Origin of the sequence: Flavobacterium davisii (assembly GCF_019565505.1) — a bacterium.
Lineage (GTDB): Bacteria > Bacteroidota > Bacteroidia > Flavobacteriales > Flavobacteriaceae > Flavobacterium > Flavobacterium davisii.
In genome coordinates, this window is the sequence record NZ_CP067378.1 from 2,573,038 (window position 1) to 2,590,450 (window position 17,413).

The 17,413-nt window shown below is 34.4% G+C and carries 10 protein-coding genes, 4 tRNA genes and 4 pseudogenes; all 18 read left to right on the plus strand.

Features of this window, described 5'->3' with window-relative positions:
* Positions 1–148 precede the first annotated feature (148 nt).
* Positions 149–1,486 carry a flavin monoamine oxidase family protein gene (locus JJC05_RS12235; RefSeq protein WP_235877477.1) on the plus strand — a complete coding sequence of 446 codons (1,338 nt, stop codon included), beginning with the start codon at positions 149–151 and terminating at the stop codon, positions 1,484–1,486.
* 328 nt (positions 1,487–1,814) lie between these two features.
* Positions 1,815–2,009, plus strand: a complete 195-nt coding sequence (rpsU, locus tag JJC05_RS12240) for a 30S ribosomal protein S21 (protein WP_060383871.1) — start codon at positions 1,815–1,817, stop codon at positions 2,007–2,009.
* 89 nt (positions 2,010–2,098) lie between these two features.
* Positions 2,099–2,992 (plus strand): tyrosine-type recombinase/integrase, encoded by an 894-nt coding sequence (locus JJC05_RS12245; RefSeq protein WP_105195427.1) that lies wholly within the window; start codon positions 2,099–2,101, stop codon positions 2,990–2,992.
* Between the two features lie 37 nt (positions 2,993–3,029).
* Entirely contained in the window at positions 3,030–3,332 is a 303-nt protein-coding gene (gene hpf, locus JJC05_RS12250) for a ribosome hibernation-promoting factor, HPF/YfiA family (protein WP_235877479.1), read from the plus strand.
* Between the two features lie 97 nt (positions 3,333–3,429).
* Positions 3,430–3,503: transfer RNA gene (locus tag JJC05_RS12255), tRNA-Thr, on the plus strand.
* Positions 3,504–3,571: 68 nt separating this feature from the next.
* Positions 3,572–3,652, plus strand: a tRNA-Tyr gene (locus JJC05_RS12260).
* Positions 3,653–3,730: 78 nt separating this feature from the next.
* A tRNA-Thr gene (locus JJC05_RS12265) sits at positions 3,731–3,802 on the plus strand.
* A 54-nt stretch (positions 3,803–3,856) separates the two neighbouring features.
* Positions 3,857–5,042: pseudogene (gene tuf / locus JJC05_RS12270) on the plus strand (elongation factor Tu).
* 57 nt (positions 5,043–5,099) lie between these two features.
* Positions 5,100–5,171: transfer RNA gene (locus tag JJC05_RS12275), tRNA-Trp, on the plus strand.
* A gap of 15 nt (positions 5,172–5,186) precedes the next feature.
* Entirely contained in the window at positions 5,187–5,384 is a 198-nt protein-coding gene (gene secE / locus JJC05_RS12280) for a preprotein translocase subunit SecE (RefSeq protein WP_060382899.1), read from the plus strand.
* A 9-nt stretch (positions 5,385–5,393) separates the two neighbouring features.
* On the plus strand, positions 5,394–5,945 hold the full coding sequence (nusG, locus tag JJC05_RS12285) for a transcription termination/antitermination protein NusG (protein WP_060382898.1): 552 nt from the start codon (positions 5,394–5,396) through the stop codon (positions 5,943–5,945).
* Positions 5,946–6,007: 62 nt separating this feature from the next.
* The gene (gene rplK, locus JJC05_RS12290) at positions 6,008–6,448 is read left to right on the plus strand and encodes a 50S ribosomal protein L11 (RefSeq protein ID WP_060382897.1); all 441 of its coding nucleotides are present in this window, start codon (positions 6,008–6,010) and stop codon (positions 6,446–6,448) included.
* 6 nt (positions 6,449–6,454) lie between these two features.
* A pseudogene (gene rplA / locus JJC05_RS12295) lies at positions 6,455–7,145 on the plus strand (50S ribosomal protein L1).
* A gap of 25 nt (positions 7,146–7,170) precedes the next feature.
* Positions 7,171–7,674 (plus strand): 50S ribosomal protein L10, encoded by a 504-nt coding sequence (gene rplJ / locus JJC05_RS12300; RefSeq protein ID WP_088390951.1) that lies wholly within the window; start codon positions 7,171–7,173, stop codon positions 7,672–7,674.
* A 57-nt stretch (positions 7,675–7,731) separates the two neighbouring features.
* Entirely contained in the window at positions 7,732–8,100 is a 369-nt protein-coding gene (gene rplL / locus JJC05_RS12305) for a 50S ribosomal protein L7/L12 (protein WP_235877481.1), read from the plus strand.
* Positions 8,101–8,357: 257 nt separating this feature from the next.
* A pseudogene (gene rpoB, locus JJC05_RS12310) lies at positions 8,358–12,171 on the plus strand (DNA-directed RNA polymerase subunit beta).
* A gap of 75 nt (positions 12,172–12,246) precedes the next feature.
* A pseudogene (gene rpoC, locus JJC05_RS18390) lies at positions 12,247–16,548 on the plus strand (DNA-directed RNA polymerase subunit beta').
* A gap of 345 nt (positions 16,549–16,893) precedes the next feature.
* Positions 16,894–17,208: a DUF3467 domain-containing protein gene (locus tag JJC05_RS12320; RefSeq protein ID WP_127823759.1), complete on the plus strand. Its 315-nt coding sequence runs from the start codon at positions 16,894–16,896 to the stop codon at positions 17,206–17,208.
* Positions 17,209–17,413 lie beyond the last annotated feature (205 nt).

Below are 17,413 nucleotides of genomic sequence, written 5' to 3' on the forward strand. Positions count from 1 at the left end.
AAATAAGAAAATACGAATGTATTTTCTTATTTTTTTCTTAAAAAATTAATTTTTAATGCGTACTTTAGGTTAAATAAAATAAGTTTTTAAAAACTAATGTTATTTTTTTGTTTTCTAACACTTTTAATAAAAGTTAAATTAAAATTTAATGAATAGACGTAAATTTTTAAAACATTCAACAGTGTTGAGTGCTTCGGTTTTGATACCTTCAATTTTAACCTCCTGCGCTTCTGAAATAGAAGAGGATAATTCAAAAAAGGTACAAGTATTAATTATAGGTGGAGGAGCAGCTGGGCTGTTTGCAGGATACACATTAAAGCAAAAAGGAGTAAGTTTTAAAATTTTAGAAGCTTCTTCAAAATATGGTGGGCGTCTAGGAAAACAAACAGGTTTTGCAGATTTTGATATTGATCAAGGAGCAGAATGGCTACATCTAGAAAATAGTATAATTGGTAAAATAATTAAAGAAACACAAACCAAAATAACTCTAGATGATGCTGATTTGCAATATTGGTATAATAATCAAATTACTTCAACTTTACCTCTACAAACAGATATATTTAGAAGTCAAACAGAAGTTTTTCAAGATGTCAGTTTTTTGGAACATGCACATCAAAAAGGCTTAGATAATTCGTATAATTATATTGTAGAAGCCTATGCAGGTGATCAAGGAGCAAGTGCAACCAATATTTCTGTAAAATGGGATAATGAAGAGGCGAAAAAAACAAATAGTCAAGAAAGAAATTATAAATTCGGAAAAACATATTTCGATGTTTTTGAAGATTATATTGTGCCTTTTGTTAAACAAGATATAAAATTAAATACAATTGTAAAAAAAATTGATTATTCAGGAAGTTCAATCGAAGTAACAGATATAAATGGGGCGACTTTTATTGCAGATAAAGTAATTGTTACAGTGCCAATCACCATACTAAAATCAAATGATATTACTTTTAAACCTTCATTGCCTAATGAAAAGATAGCCGCTTTTCAAAAAATAGGAATGGAAGCGGGGATGAAAGTATTCTTGAAATTTAGTAAAAAATTCTATCCAAGTAATTTTATTTATGGAGGCTCCATTTGCGCCGCGTATGGAGATGTTACAATAGGCAAGCAAACTAATGATAATGTTTTGTTAGCATTTATAATGGGTAAACAAGCTCAAGCTCTTTCAGATCTGAATAGTAACGAGGCAATAACAAAAGCATTATTAACAGAATTAGATACCATGTTTGGGGATAAAGCAAGTGCTAATTTTATTAAATCAAGTGTTCAAAATTTCACAAAACACCCATTTATAAGAGGAGCTTATTCCTATAGTTCTATTGGCATGGAGAATGCTCGAGAAATTTTAGCAGAATCTGTAAGTGGAAAAATATTTTTTGCAGGAGAAGCAACCAATTTAAAAGGCGATCACCAAACAGTTCATGGCGCAGTAGCTACCGGTGTAGAACAAGCAGAAAAAATAATCTCCTTGTTGAAATAGCAAAACCATAGTTTTAATTGTCTTTTAATAATACTAGAGCATTGGGAATTTTTAAAGGACATTATTAAATAAGGTGACAGAACGTAAAAAAAAAATAGAAATAGTAATTAAGTTTTAAAAACTTCTATTTTAAAATTATTTTAATTTAATGATAACTTACAGATTTAATGCTAAGAAATTACTCGATAATCAGTTTTTGATAGCTTGCTTGAAAAGGAGTTCTTTTAGAAATCTTTAAAAAACTTGTAAAATAAATGATAGATTGTAATTCTTAATTCAAAATAAATCCTTACGTTTGCAGCCACAAATGAAAGGAGGTGTCAAAATTATGTTAATTATACCTATTAAAGACGGAGAAAATATCGATAGAGCGTTAAAACGTTATAAAAGAAAATTCGATAAAACAGGAGTTGTGCGTCAATTAAGATCACGTCAGCAGTTTACAAAACCTTCTGTAACAAGAAGAGCTGAAATTCAAAAAGCACAATATATTCAAGGATTAAGAGATGCTGTAGAAAATTAATAGCAAATTATAATCATATATGAAATCGCTAGTGTAAAAGTTGTACTTTTAACTAGCGATTTTTTTTGTTTTTGTTTAATCAAGTATTTATGGTTGAGAATTTAATTCGTTTTGAAGATTATTTGTTAAAAGAAAAAAAATATTCCCAACATACAGTTAATGCTTATGTAAAGGATTTGTTATCTTTTCAGAATTATTTAATTGAGGAAGGAGGAGGTAGTTTGGAAGAGGTTAGTTATTCGTTTGTTAGAAGTTGGATTGTTAGTTTAGTCGAGTCAGGTCTTGCTAATCTTACGATTAATAGAAAAATGGCTTCTCTAAAAGCGTTTTATAAATTTCTTTTGAAAGTGAAGTTGATAGATGTTTCACCTCTATTACAACATAAATCTCTAAAGGCAGAGAAGAAAATTCAAGTTCCTTTTTCTGAAAAAGAGTTAGAATTAGTGTTGAGTGAGGTGAAATATAGTGAGGATTTTGAAGGGCTTCGTGATAAATTGATTATTGGTTTGTTTTATACAACAGGTATTAGGCGGTCGGAAATGATTAATTTACAGTTGATTAATGTAGATCTTGATCTGAAAGTATTTAAGATTTTAGGAAAACGCAATAAAGAACGTGTTATACCAATGTTAGATGCGATTTTTTTAGAAATTAAGCAGTATTTAGATAAAAGAAAAGCCTTGCCATTAATAATTGATGAAGAATATTTATTTCTTCTTAATAATGGTAAGAAAATGAATGAAACTTTTGTTTACAGGTTAATAAATTGCTATCTTAGTGTTGTCTCGGAAAAATTGAAAAAGAGTCCTCATATGCTTCGTCATACTTTTGCGACTCACATGTTAAACCGAGGTGCAGATTTAAATTCAATAAAAGAGTTCTTGGGGCATTCTAGTTTAGCGTCTACACAAGTTTATACTCAATCTAGTTTAGGGCAGATAAAAGAGGTGTATAAAAAAGCGCATCCTAGGGGACAAGAATGAATTTTTAAAATTGTTTAACCTTAAAAAAGATTTAATTATGAAGGTAAGTGTTCATGCAGTTAATTTTAACATCGACAAAAAATTGATTTCTTTTACAGATGAAAAAATAAATAAACTTGGAAAATATTATGATAAAATTATTTCTGCGGACGTGTTTATGAGGGTGGAGCAGGCTAGTGAAAAAGAAAATAAAGTAGTTGAAGTTAAAATTTTAGTTCCGAGTGATGAATTTGTTGTTAAAAAAACATGTAAGTCATTTGAGGAAGGTGTGGATTTGTCTGTTGATGCTTTAGAAAGATTGCTTGTAAAGCATAAGGAAAAGCAAAGAGTGCATGCTTGATTGAAAAAAATCAAAAAAAAATTAAAAAAATTTTTGAAATCTAAAATATATCTCTACATTTGCAGTCCGTTAGAAATAGCGGACTTTTTTACTGAATGCCGGTGTAGCTCAGCTGGCTAGAGCAGCTGATTTGTAATCAGCAGGTCGTGGGTTCGAGTCCCTCCATCGGCTCTTTGAAATATTGAAAAAATGTTTTATATTTGCACTCCGAAAGAAGAGGGTAAATTAAAAATAAGGCGGGGGAGATACTCAAGCGGCCAACGAGGACGGACTGTAAATCCGTTGGGAAACCTTCGCAGGTTCGAATCCTGCTCTCCCCACAAAATGAGTTTAAGAGTTTCAAGTTTTATATTGCATTCGAAACAGGATACTTTTGATTAGAAACCTAAAACTTTACCGCCGGTGTAGCTCAGGGGTAGAGTGCTTCCTTGGTAAGGAAGAGGTCACGGGTTCAAATCCCGTCATTGGCTCACAAGATTTTTTTGAACACTAATTATTATAACTAAGATTAAAAATTAAGTAAAATGGCAAAAGAAAGTTTTAATCGTTCGAAACCGCACTTAAATATCGGTACTATCGGACACGTAGACCACGGAAAGACTACTTTAACTGCTGCGATCACTAAAGTGTTATCTGATGCAGGTTACTGTCAAGCTAAGTCATTCGACCAAATTGATAACGCTCCAGAAGAGAAAGAAAGAGGTATTACTATTAATACATCTCACGTAGAATATGAAACAGCTAACCGTCACTACGCTCACGTAGACTGTCCAGTCACGCGGATTACGTTAAGAACATGGTTACTGGTGCTGCTCAAATGGATGGTGCTATCTTGGTAGTTGCTGCTACTGATGGTCCAATGCCTCAAACTCGTGAGCATATCTTATTAGGTCGTCAGGTAGGTATTCCTCGTATCGTTGTTTTTATGAACAAAGTGGATATGGTTGATGATGCTGAGTTATTAGAGTTAGTAGAAATGGAAATCCGTGATTTATTATCTTTCTATGAATATGATGGAGATAATGGTCCAGTTGTTCAAGGTTCTGCTTTAGGTGGATTAAATAATGATCCAAACTGGGTTCCTAAAATCATCGAATTAATGGATGCAGTTGATGCTTGGATTGAAGAGCCAGTTCGTGATAACGAAAAACCATTCTTGATGCCAGTTGAAGACGTATTCACAATTACAGGACGTGGTACAGTTGCTACAGGTCGTATCGAAACAGGTGTTGCTAATACTGGAGATCCAGTTGAAATCATCGGTATGGGTGCTGACAAGTTAACTTCTACTATTACTGGAGTTGAGATGTTCCGTAAAATCTTAGATAGAGGTGAAGCTGGTGATAACGTAGGTTTATTATTACGTGGTATTGACAAAGCTGATATCCGTCGTGGTATGGTTATTTGTAAGCCGAGTTCAGTAAAACCACACGCTAAATTTAAAGCAGAGGTTTATATCTTGAAAAAAGAAGAAGGTGGACGTCACACGCCATTCCATAACAACTACCGTCCTCAATTCTACGTACGTACAACTGACGTAACAGGTACTATCTCTTTACCTGAAGGTGTTGAAATGGTAATGCCAGTGATAACTTAACTATCAATGTTGAGTTGCTTCAACCAATCGCTTTATCAGTAGGTTTACGTTTCGCTATCCGTGAAGGTGGTAGAACAGTAGGTGCTGGTCAGGTAACTGAAATCGTTGAATAATTAAATTCACATAAAAAGAAGTCGGTGTCGTTCAGCGACGACACTGACTTATAACAAACGGGCGTAGTACAAGGGTCAGTATAGTGGTCTCCAAAACCATTGATGGGGGTTCGAATCCCTCCGCCCGTGCAAATAAGAAATATAATGAACAAAGTGACTAATTATATATCAGAAGCTTTTGAAGAGTTTAAGTCAAATGTGACTTGGCCAGGATGGGAAGAGGTTCAGAAACTAACTGTAGTTGTGGCCATCTTCTCTGTCATTTTTGCACTAGCCACTTGGGGCGTTGACGAAATTTTTACTAAAACAATTGAGGGTTTCTTTAATTTGTTAAAAGGATAAAATAAAGTTATGGCTGAAACTAGTGTGAAGAAATGGTATGTTGTAAGGGCTGTAAGTGGTCAAGAAAATAAAGTTAAATCCTACATCGAGCAAGAAATTAATCGTGTGGGAATGGCTGATTATATATCACAAGTATTAGTGCCAACTGAAAAAGTGGTAACTGTTCGTGATGGTAAAAAAATTAGTAAAGAACGTGTTTATTTTCCAGGTTATGTTATGATCGAGGCAAACCTAACAGGAGAAATACCTCATATAATAAAGTCTATTACAGGTGTAATTGGTTTTTTGGGTGAGGTAAAAGGAGGAGATCCTGTGCCTTTGCGTCAATCAGAGGTTAATAGAATGTTAGGTAAAGTAGATGAATTAGCAACTACTGTTGATCATGGTTCTATACCTTACTCTGTTGGAGAAACTATTAAAGTTATTGATGGTCCGTTCAATGGATTTAACGGTACTATTGAAAATATAAATGAAGAAAAACGCAAGCTGGAAGTAATGGTTAAAATTTTTGGAAGAAAAACACCTTTAGAATTAAGCTTCGTTCAAGTAGAAAAAGTATAATATTTATTTATATAATTCACATCAATCGCTTCCAATGATCGATGTGCTTAATTTTTTTTAAAATGGCTAAAGAAGTTAGTAAAGTAGTTAAACTACAAGTTAAGGGAGGTGCTGCGAACCCGTCGCCACCGGTTGGACCTGCTTTGGGAGCTGCTGGGGTTAACATCATGGAGTTCTGTAAGCAGTTCAATGCTAGAACACAAGATAAACCGGGCAAAGTATTACCAGTTCAAATTACTGTGTACAAAGACAAATCGTTTGATTTTGTTGTTAAAACTCCACCTGCTGCTATTCAATTGTTAGAAGCTGCAAAAATTAAATCTGGATCTGGGCAACCTAATCGTAAAAAAGTTGCTAGTGTTTCTTGGGATCAAATCAAAACGATCGCTGAAGACAAAATGCCTGATTTAAATGCTTTCACAATTGAAAAAGCAATGAGCATGATAGCTGGAACAGCTAGATCTATGGGTATTACTGTAACTGGAGATTCTCCTTTAAACTAAGAGAAAATGGCAAAATTAACGAAAAAGCAAAAAGTTGCTGCTTCTAAAATTGAGAAGAATAAAACTTATTCTTTAAAAGATGCTTCTGCATTAATAAAAGAAGTTGCTTCAGCAAAATTTGATGAATCAGTTGATATCGCTGTTAAGTTAGGTGTAGACCCTCGTAAGGCGAATCAGATGGTGAGAGGTGTGTGTTCATTACCACACGGTACAGGTAAAGATGTAAGAGTATTAGCTTTAGTTACTCCAGATAAAGAAGCTGAAGCAAAAGCGGCTGGTGCTGACCACGTAGGTTTAGACGAGTACTTACAAAAAATTAAAGATGGTTGGACTGATGTAGATGTAATCATCACTATGCCAGCTGTTATGGGTAAGTTAGGTCCATTAGGTCGTATTTTAGGACCTCGTGGTTTAATGCCAAATCCTAAAACAGGTACTGTGACTATGGAAGTAGGTAAAGCAGTAGAAGAAGTGAAATCTGGTAAAATTGACTTTAAAGTTGACAAAACTGGTATCGTTCATGCGGCTATCGGAAAAGTATCTTTCGATGCTGAGAAAATCCGAGGAGAACGCTCACGAAATTATTCAAACATTAATTAAATTAAAACCAACCGCTGCAAAAGGTACTTATATTAAGTCTATCCACTTATCAAGTACTATGAGTCCAGCTATTGCTTTAGATCCTAAAGCAGTGTAATTGGTAGTTAAAAAATTTTAGTATCATGACTAGAGAAGAAAAATCATTAGCGATTCAAGATTTAACTGCACAGTTAGCTGGAACTAATATCGTTTATTTAGCAGATATTTCTGGTTTAAATGCAGAAACTACTTCAAATTTAAGAAAAGCTTGTTATAAAGCTGGTATCAAATTAGAAGTTGTTAAAAATACTTTACTTGCTAAAGCAATGGAAGCTTCTGATAAAGAATTTGGTGATTTACCAACTACTTTAAAAGGAAATACTTCAATCCTAATTGCTGACGTTGCTAATGCTCCAGCTAAAGTAATTAAAGAGTTCCGTAAAAAAGGTGATAAACCTCTATTAAAAGGAGCTTATATCAATGAGGAAGTATACATTGGTGATAAAGAATTAGAATCGTTAGCAGCTCTTAAATCGAAAGAAGAAGTTATCGGAGATATCATCATGTTGTTACAATCTCCAGCTAAACGCATCATTTCTGCTTTACTTAACAATGCAGAGCAAAAAGGTGAAGAAACAGCTGAATAATTAGCGCACTAATTAAATTATATAAATTTTACAAATCATTTAAAAAAGATAGAAAAAATGGCAGATTTGAAACAATTCGCAGAACAATTAGTAAATTTAACAGTTAAAGAAGTAAATGAATTAGCTGCAATTTTAAAAGATGATTACGGAATCGAGCCTGCTGCTGCTGCTGTAGTAGTTGCTGCTGGTGGAGCTGATGCTGCTACTGAAGAGCAAACAGAATTCACTGTAGTATTAAAAGAAGCTGGTTCTTCTAAATTAGGTGTAGTTAAAGCAGTTAAAGAATTAACTGGTTTAGGATTAAAAGAAGCTAAAGACTTAGTTGATGCTGCTCCAACAAATGTTAAAGAAGGTGTTTCTAAAGATGAAGCTGAAGGCTTGAAAAAAGCTTTAGAAGAAGCAGGAGCTGTAGTTGAGCTTAAATAATTATACATAGTATAAATTATAGGTTTAGGCCTTGAGTAAAGCACTCAATGGCCTAAACCATTTTTTCGTATAGTAAACTATTTGTTTTTTAAATAGATTCTTACGAATTTTAACTCAACACGAAGAAAGAAACTAAAGTTTATCAATACACTTGTTTTCAAAAGAGGTGTGAGTTATAAATAAAAAAGTATTGATTGTTTTAAATGTTAATAGACTAACATAAAATTACTTTTTTTTAATCATAATTTTGTCCATAGATGATATTAAATCAGACTGAAAGATTGAATTTTGCCTCGACAAAAAACATTCCAAACTATCCAGACTTTTTGGATGTTCAAGTGAAGTCGTTCAAAGATTTCTTTCAATTAGAAACGAAATCTGATGAAAGAGGCAACGAGGGGTTGTATAACACCTTTATGGAAAACTTTCCAATCACTGATACTCGTAATCAGTTCGTATTAGAGTTCTTAGATTATTTTGTTGATCCTCCTCGTTATACAATTGAAGAATGTATAGACAGAGGTCTTACATACAGTGTGCCACTTAAAGCACGTCTGAAATTATACTGTACTGATCCAGAACACGAAGATTTTGAAACCATCGTTCAGGATGTGTATTTAGGTACTATACCTTATATGACTCCTAGCGGTACTTTTGTTATTAATGGTGCCGAGCGCGTAGTTGTATCACAATTACACCGTTCACCGGGTGTATTCTTTGGACAATCATTCCATGCTAATGGAACAAAATTATACTCTGCCAGAGTAATCCCTTTCAAAGGATCTTGGATTGAATTTGCTACTGATATCAACAGCGTGATGTACGCGTATATCGATAGAAAGAAAAAATTACCTGTAACTACGCTTTTCCGTGCTATTGGTTTTGAGCGCGATAAAGATATCTTAGAAATTTTCGACTTAGCGGAGGAAATTAAAGTATCTAAATCAGGTTTAAAGAAATATATCGGTCGTCGTTTAGCTGCGCGTGTATTAAATACATGGCATGAAGACTTCGTAGATGAGGATACAGGTGAGGTAGTATCTATCGAGCGTAACGAAATTATCTTAGATCGTGATACGCTTTTAGATAAAGATAATGTTGAGGAAATTGTTGATGCAAATGTTAAATCCATCTTATTACATAAAGAAGATTTAAATACCGCAGATTATTCAATCATTCATAATACATTACAAAAAGACCCTACAAACTCTGAAAAAGAAGCTGTAGAGCACATTTACCGTCAATTACGTAACGCTGAACCACCTGATGAAGAAACAGCTCGTGGGATCATTGAGAAATTATTCTTCTCTGATCAACGTTACAACTTAGGTGATGTAGGTCGTTATAGAATGAATAAAAAATTAGGTCTTGATATTCCTATGGATAAGCAAGTGCTTACTAAAGAGGATATCATTACTATCGTTAAATATTTAATTGAGTTAATTAACTCAAAAGCTGAGATTGATGATATTGACCACTTATCTAACCGTCGAGTACGTACAGTAGGTGAACAATTATCTGCTCAGTTTGGTGTTGGTTTAGCTCGTATGGCTCGTACTATTCGTGAGCGTATGAACGTTCGTGATAACGAGGTGTTTACACCAATCGATTTGATTAATGCAAAGACCTTGTCTTCTGTAATTAATTCTTTCTTTGGTACAAATCAGTTATCTCAGTTCATGGATCAAACGAATCCATTAGCAGAGATCACACACAAACGCCGTTTATCTGCATTAGGACCCGGTGGTTTATCTAGAGAACGTGCAGGTTTCGAGGTACGTGACGTTCACTATACACACTACGGACGTTTATGTCCTATTGAAACACCTGAAGGACCAAACATTGGTTTGATTTCTTCATTAGGAGTTTATGCAAAAGTTAATGGAATGGGATTCATCGAAACACCTTACCGTAAAGTTGAAAATGGTAAAGTAGATTTAGTGTCCGAACCTATTTATTTAAGTGCAGAAGAAGAAGAAGGTAAGTTAATTGCTCAAGCTAACATCGAAATGGATGAAACAGGAGTGATAACTACGGATAAGGTAATTGTTCGTGAGGAAGGGGATTTCCCTGTAGTAGAACCAAATGCAGTTCATTATACAGACGTTGCCCCTAATCAAATAGCATCTATTTCCGCTTCATTAATTCCATTCTTAGAGCATGATGATGCAAACCGTGCTTTGATGGGATCAAACATGATGCGTCAGGCGGTACCATTATTGCGTCCTGAATCTCCTATTGTAGGAACAGGTTTAGAACGCCAAGTAGCGTCTGATTCAAGAGTATTAATTAATGCAGAAGGAAATGGAGAAGTAGAGTATGTAGATGCTGATAAAATTACAATTAAATACGAAAGAACAGATGCTGAAAGAGCAGTAAGTTTCGATCCAGATGAAAAAACTTATCAGTTAATTAAATTCCGTAAAACAAACCAAAGTACCACCATTAATTTAAAACCTATCGTAAGAAAAGGTGATAAAGTAGTAAAAGGGCAGGTTTTATGTGAAGGATATGCGACCCAAAATGGAGAGTTAGCTTTAGGTAGAAACTTACAAGTTGCCTTCATGCCTTGGAAAGGATATAATTTCGAGGATGCAATCGTAATTTCAGAAAAAGTAGTTCGTGATGATATCTTTACATCAATTCATATTGATGATTATTCATTAGAAGTTCGTGATACGAAATTAGGTAACGAAGAATTAACGAATGATATTCCTAACGTATCTGAAGAAGCTACTAAAGATTTAGATGAAAATGGTATGATTAGAATTGGTGCCGAGGTGAAACCAAGGCGATATTCTAATTGGTAAAATTACACCTAAAGGAGAATCAGATCCTACACCAGAAGAAAAGTTATTAAGAGCTATCTTTGGTGATAAAGCGGGTGATGTGAAAGATGCTTCCCTAAAAGCTTCTCCATCATTACATGGTGTAGTTTTAGATAAAAAATTATTTGCAAGAGTTGTAAAAGATAAGCGTAAACGTTCTCAAGAAAAAGACGAACTAGCAGCTCTTGAAATGGAATATGAAACAAAATTTGTTGAATTAAAAGACCGTTTAATTGATAAGTTATTCCTAATCGTTGATGGTAAAACATCTCAAGGAGTAATGAATGATTTAGGTGAAGAAGTATTACCAAAAGGTAAGAAATACACCAAAAAAATGTTACAAGCTGTAGAAGATTTTGCTCATTTGACAAAAGGGCAGTGGGTTGCGGATGATGAAACTAACGAAATGGTTAACGACTTAATTCACAACTATAAAATTAAGTTAAACGATTTACAAGGTGCTTTACGTCGTGAGAAGTTTACAATCACTGTAGGGGATGAGTTACCATCAGGTATCCTAAAATTAGCTAAGGTTTATATTGCCAAGAAACGTAAGTTAAAAGTAGGTGATAAAATGGCAGGTCGTCACGGTAATAAAGGTATTGTGGCGCGTATTGTTCGTCAAGAAGATATGCCATTCTTAGAAGATGGAACACCAGTAGATATCGTATTGAATCCACTAGGGGTACCATCTCGTATGAACATTGGTCAGATTTATGAAACAGTATTAGGTTGGGCAGGTAAAAAGTTAGGAAGAAAGTATGCAACACCAATTTTTGATGGTGCATCTCTTGACGAAATTAACGCTCTAACAGATGAAGCAGGAGTTCCAAGATTTGGTCACACGTATTTATATGATGGTGGTACTGGAGAGCGTTTCCATCAACGTGCTACAGTAGGTGTTATCTATATGTTGAAATTAGGTCACATGGTTGACGATAAGATGCACGCACGTTCTATTGGTCCTTACTCATTAATCACGCAACAACCATTAGGTGGTAAAGCACAATTTGGTGGTCAGCGTTTTGGAGAGATGGAGGTTTGGGCACTTGAAGCGTATGGCGCATCAAGTACTTTACGTGAAATCTTAACAGTAAAGTCAGACGACGTAATAGGTAGAGCTAAAACTTACGAAGCAATCGTGAAGGGTGAAACTATGCCAGAACCAGGATTACCTGAATCATTCAATGTATTAATGCATGAATTAAAAGGTCTTGGTTTAGACATTCGTTTAGAAGAATAACATTCAGTTCAAAGTTAAAGGTTTCAAGTTATATAATTTGAAGCCTAAAACTTTAAAACTTTTAAACAAAAAATTATGACAACAAATAGAAATAAAGATAAAAATACCATCAAACGATTCAATCAAATCTCTATTGGTTTGGCATCGCCAGAATCTATCTTGGCAGAATCTCGTGGTGAAGTATTAAAACCTGAAACTATCAACTATCGTACACACAAACCTGAGCGCGATGGTTTATTTTGTGAGCGTATTTTTGGTCCTGTAAAAGACTATGAGTGTGCCTGTGGTAAATATAAAAGAATCCGTTACAAAGGTATCGTATGTGATCGTTGTGGAGTTGAAGTTACAGAAAAGAAAGTACGTCGTGACCGTGTTGGACACATCAATTTGGTTGTGCCTATTGCTCATATATGGTACTTTCGTTCATTACCTAACAAAATAGGATATATTTTAGGACTACCATCTAAGAAATTAGATATGATCATCTATTACGAACGTTATGTAGTAATACAACCGGTATTGCTAAAAACGCTGAAGGTGAATCATTACAAGCAATGGAGTTCTTAACAGAAGAAGAATATTTAAATATTTTAGATTCGCTTCCGTTAGAAAACTTATATTTAGATGAAAGCGATCCTAATAAATTCATCGCCAAAATGGGGGCTGAGTGTATTATGGATTTATTGGCAAGAGTTGATTTGGATTCATTATCATATCAACTACGTCATGCGGCTAATAATGAAACATCGAAACAAAGAAAAACAGAAGCATTAAAACGTCTTCAAGTTGTAGAGTCCTTCCGTGAAGCAAATCTGAACAGAGAAAACTTACCTGAATGGATGATATTAAAAGTAATTCCAGTTATTCCACCTGAATTACGTCCATTGGTACCGCTAGATGGAGGTCGTTTTGCTACATCGGACTTAAATGACTTATATCGTCGTGTAATTATCCGTAATAATCGTTTAAAACGATTAATGGAAATTAAAGCACCTGAAGTAATCTTACGTAACGAAAAACGTATGTTACAAGAAGCGGTAGATTCATTATTTGACAATACAAGAAAAGCTTCTGCAGTTAAAACAGAATCGAATAGACCATTAAAATCATTATCTGACTCGTTAAAAGGTAAGCAAGGACGTTTCCGTCAAAACTTATTAGGTAAACGTGTGGATTATTCTGCTCGTTCGGTAATTGTTGTTGGACCTGAGTTGAAAATGTATGAGTGTGGTCTTCCAAAAGATATGGCTGCCGAACTTTACAAACCTTTCGTTATCCGTAAATTGATCGAGAGAGGTATTGTAAAAACAGTGAAGTCTGCGAAGAAAATCATTGATAAAAAAGAGCCTGTAGTATGGGATATCTTAGAAAATGTAATCAAAGGACATCCAGTATTACTTAACCGTGCTCCTACGCTTCACAGATTAGGTATCCAAGCGTTTCAACCTAAGCTAATTGAAGGTAAAGCAATCCAGTTACACCCGTTAACATGTACGGCATTTAATGCCGATTTTGACGGTGACCAGATGGCAGTTCACTTACCATTAGGACCTGAAGCTATTCTTGAAGCACAACTATTAATGTTAGCATCGCACAATATTTTGAACCCTGCAAATGGTGCACCTATTACGGTTCCATCTCAGGACATGGTTCTTGGATTGTACTATATGACTAAAGAACGTTTGTCTACTCCTGAATTAATAATTAAAGGAGAAGGTTTGACATTCTATTCAGCTGAAGAAGTACATATTGCTTTAAATGAAGGACGTTTAGAATTAAATGCTCGAATCAAAGTAAGAGCTAAAGATTTTAATGAAAATGGAGAATTAGTATATCAAATTATCCAAACAACTGCAGGACGCGTATTATTTAATGAAGTAGTACCTGAAGAAGCAGGTTATATAAATGAGGTATTAACGAAAAAATCCTTACGTGATATTATTGGTAAGATTTTAGCTGTTACGGATGTTCCTACAACTGCTGCTTTCTTAGATAATATGAAAGATATGGGATATGGTTTCGCATTTAGAGGTGGTTTATCATTCTCTTTAGGGGATATCAAAATTCCAGATCAAAAAGAACCTTTGATTGCTGACGCAAGAGAAAAAGTGGAAGAGATTTCTATGAATTATAACATGGGTCTTATCACGAATAACGAGCGTTACAATCAGGTAATTGATATTTGGACATCTGCCAATGCACAATTAACTGAGGCGGCAATGAAAAATATTCGTGAAGATCAACAAGGTTTCAACTCAGTATACATGATGCTTGATTCTGGAGCCCGTGGTTCGAAAGAGCAGATTCGTCAGTTAACTGGTATGCGTGGTTTGATGGCTAAGCCTAAAAAATCAACTGCTGGTGGTGGTGAAATTATTGAAAACCCGATTTTATCGAACTTTAAAGAAGGTTTATCGATCTTAGAATACTTCATTTCTACGCACGGTGCTCGTAAGGGTCTTGCGGATACGGCGTTAAAAACGGCCGATGCGGGTTACTTAACACGTCGTTTACATGATGTAGCTCAGGATGTAATCGTAAATACGGTTGACTGTGGTACATTACGTGGTGTTGAAGTTACGGCTTTAAAGAAAAATGAAGAAATTGTTGAAGGTTTAGGTGAGCGTATTTTAGGACGTGTTGCGTTACAAGACGTAGTTAACCCATTAACTTCTGAAATATTAGTTGCTGCTGGTGTAGAAATTACAGAAGCTATTGTTAAAGAAATTGAAGCTTCTCCAGTAGAAAGCGTAGAAGTACGTTCTCCATTAACATGTGAAGCGACTAAAGGTATCTGTGCTAAATGTTACGGTCGTAACTTAGCAACAGGTAGAATGACTCAAAAAGGAGAAGCTGTAGGTGTAATTGCTGCACAGTCTATTGGTGAACCGGTACACAGTTAACACTTCGTACCTTCCACGTTGGAGGGGTTGCTGGAGGTATTTCAGAAGAATCTAGTATCATTGCTAAATTCCTGGACGTTTAGAAATCGAAGATTTAAAAACAGTTAAAGGGGAAGATACAGATGGAGAAGAGGTAGATATCGTAATTTCTCGTTCTACTGAGTTAAAATTAGTAGATGAAAATACAGGTATTTTATTAAGTACACACAATATCCCTTACGGATCCAGTATTTTCGTAACAGATGGTCAAGTAGTAACTAAAGGAGATACAATTTGTAAATGGGATCCTTATAATGGAGTAATTATCTCAGAATTTACTGGTAAAGTAGGTTACGAAGATTTAGAACAAGGACAATCATACTTAGTTGAAATTGATGAACAAACTGGTTTCCAAGAAAAAGTAATCTCTGAAGCTAGAAACAAAAAATTAATACCAACGTTACATATTTATGGTAAAGATGGTGAGCTAATTCGTTCTTACAACCTACCAGTAGGCGCACACTTAATGGTAGAGGATGGTGAGAAAATTAAATCTGGTAAAGTATTAGTGAAAATCCCTCGTCGCTCTTCTAAAGCAGGTGATATTACGGGAGGTTTACCAAGAATTACAGAGTTATTAGAAGCTCGTAATCCTTCTAATCCGGCAGTAGTATCTGAAATAGATGGTGTTGTGTCGTTTGGTAAAATTAAGAGAGGTAATCGTGAAATTGTTATCGAATCTAAATTTGGTGAAATAAAGAAATACTTGGTAAAACTTTCTAACCAAATCTTAGTACAAGAAAATGACTTTGTAAGAGCAGGTATACCTTTATCAGATGGTGCCATTACACCAGATGATATCTTAAGAATTAAAGGACCTTCAGCTGTACAACAATACTTAGTGAACGAAATTCAAGAAGTATACCGTTTACAAGGGGTAAAAATCAACGATAAACACTTTGAAGTGGTTATTCGTCAGATGATGCGTAAAGTACAAGTAAATGATCCGGGGGATACATTGTTCTTAGAAGAACAATTGATTCATACAAAAGATTTTATCGAAGAAAATGATAAATTGTACGGAATGAAAGTAGTGGAAGATGCAGGAGATTCTGTTAATCTGAAGCCTGGACAAATTGTTACACCAAGACAGTTACGTGATGAAAACTCATTGTTAAAACGTGAAGATAAGGATTTAGTTGTAGCTCGTGATGTTATAACGGCAACCGCTACTCCAATTCTTCAAGGTATTACAAGAGCCTCGTTACAAACTAAGTCATTTATTTCAGCAGCCTCGTTCCGGGAAACAACAAAAGTGTTAAATGAAGCAGCTGTAGCTGGTAAAATAGATACTTTAGAAGGTCTTAAAGAAAATGTAATTGTAGGACACAGAATTCCAGCCGGTACAGGTATGAGAGATTATGATAATACAATTGTAGGTTCTAAAGAGGAATATGATGAATTAATGATTACCAAAGAAGAATATAATTTCTAAATTTATTTGGTTATAGAATTTAAAAGCTGTTCAGTTATGAACAGCTTTTTGCTTTTTTGTAAGCTATAAAAAAGAAGAAACCAAAATAATCCCAGATTCGTATTAGGATACTTTTAAAAAATAGCCTTATAAATTTTAATTTGAAAGATTGTTTCTGTCAAAGTATGTTATTAATAGATAAAATTGTTTTTTATTACTATTTTAGTAAAATGAATAATGAGCCAGTTTTAAAGTTTATAAATAGAGTCTTTTAAATATTTTCTTAAAAACAAAAAATAATAGTGTGAATAGTTGGTTTTTTTACTATCATTGTTCTAATAAAATAGATAACATTAAAAAAGAAATATGAATAATCATGATCAAGAGCAAGAAGGACAAATAAATATAGAATTAGATGAGGCAATTGCTGAAGGCTTTTATTCTAATCTAGCTATTATAAATCATTCAGATACAGAGTTTGTAGTTGATTTTGTTAATATTATGCCGGGTATGCCAAAAGCAAAGGTGAAATCTAGAATTATATTAACTCCTGAACACGCTAAACGTTTAACTCAAGCTTTAATTGAAAATATTCGTCGATTTGAAAACACGCATGGAGCTATTAAAGAAAGTGAGCATCCTCAAATTCCTTTGAATTTTGGCCCAACAGGAAAGGCTTAATTATGTTACCATGAAATTTTGATTTTACTTCTTCGAAATCAATAGACGATTGTCCCTAAAAGTAGTGAATTACCAGCTAGTTTGTCACTGCGATAGCAATAGTCATTTCAGACTATGTGGTTTGTTTATTTATTCAGTTCGTTCGAGCCTCCCTTTGGTCGAAAAGACAAGGTTCCCGACTTTTGGATCACATTGTGAAATTATA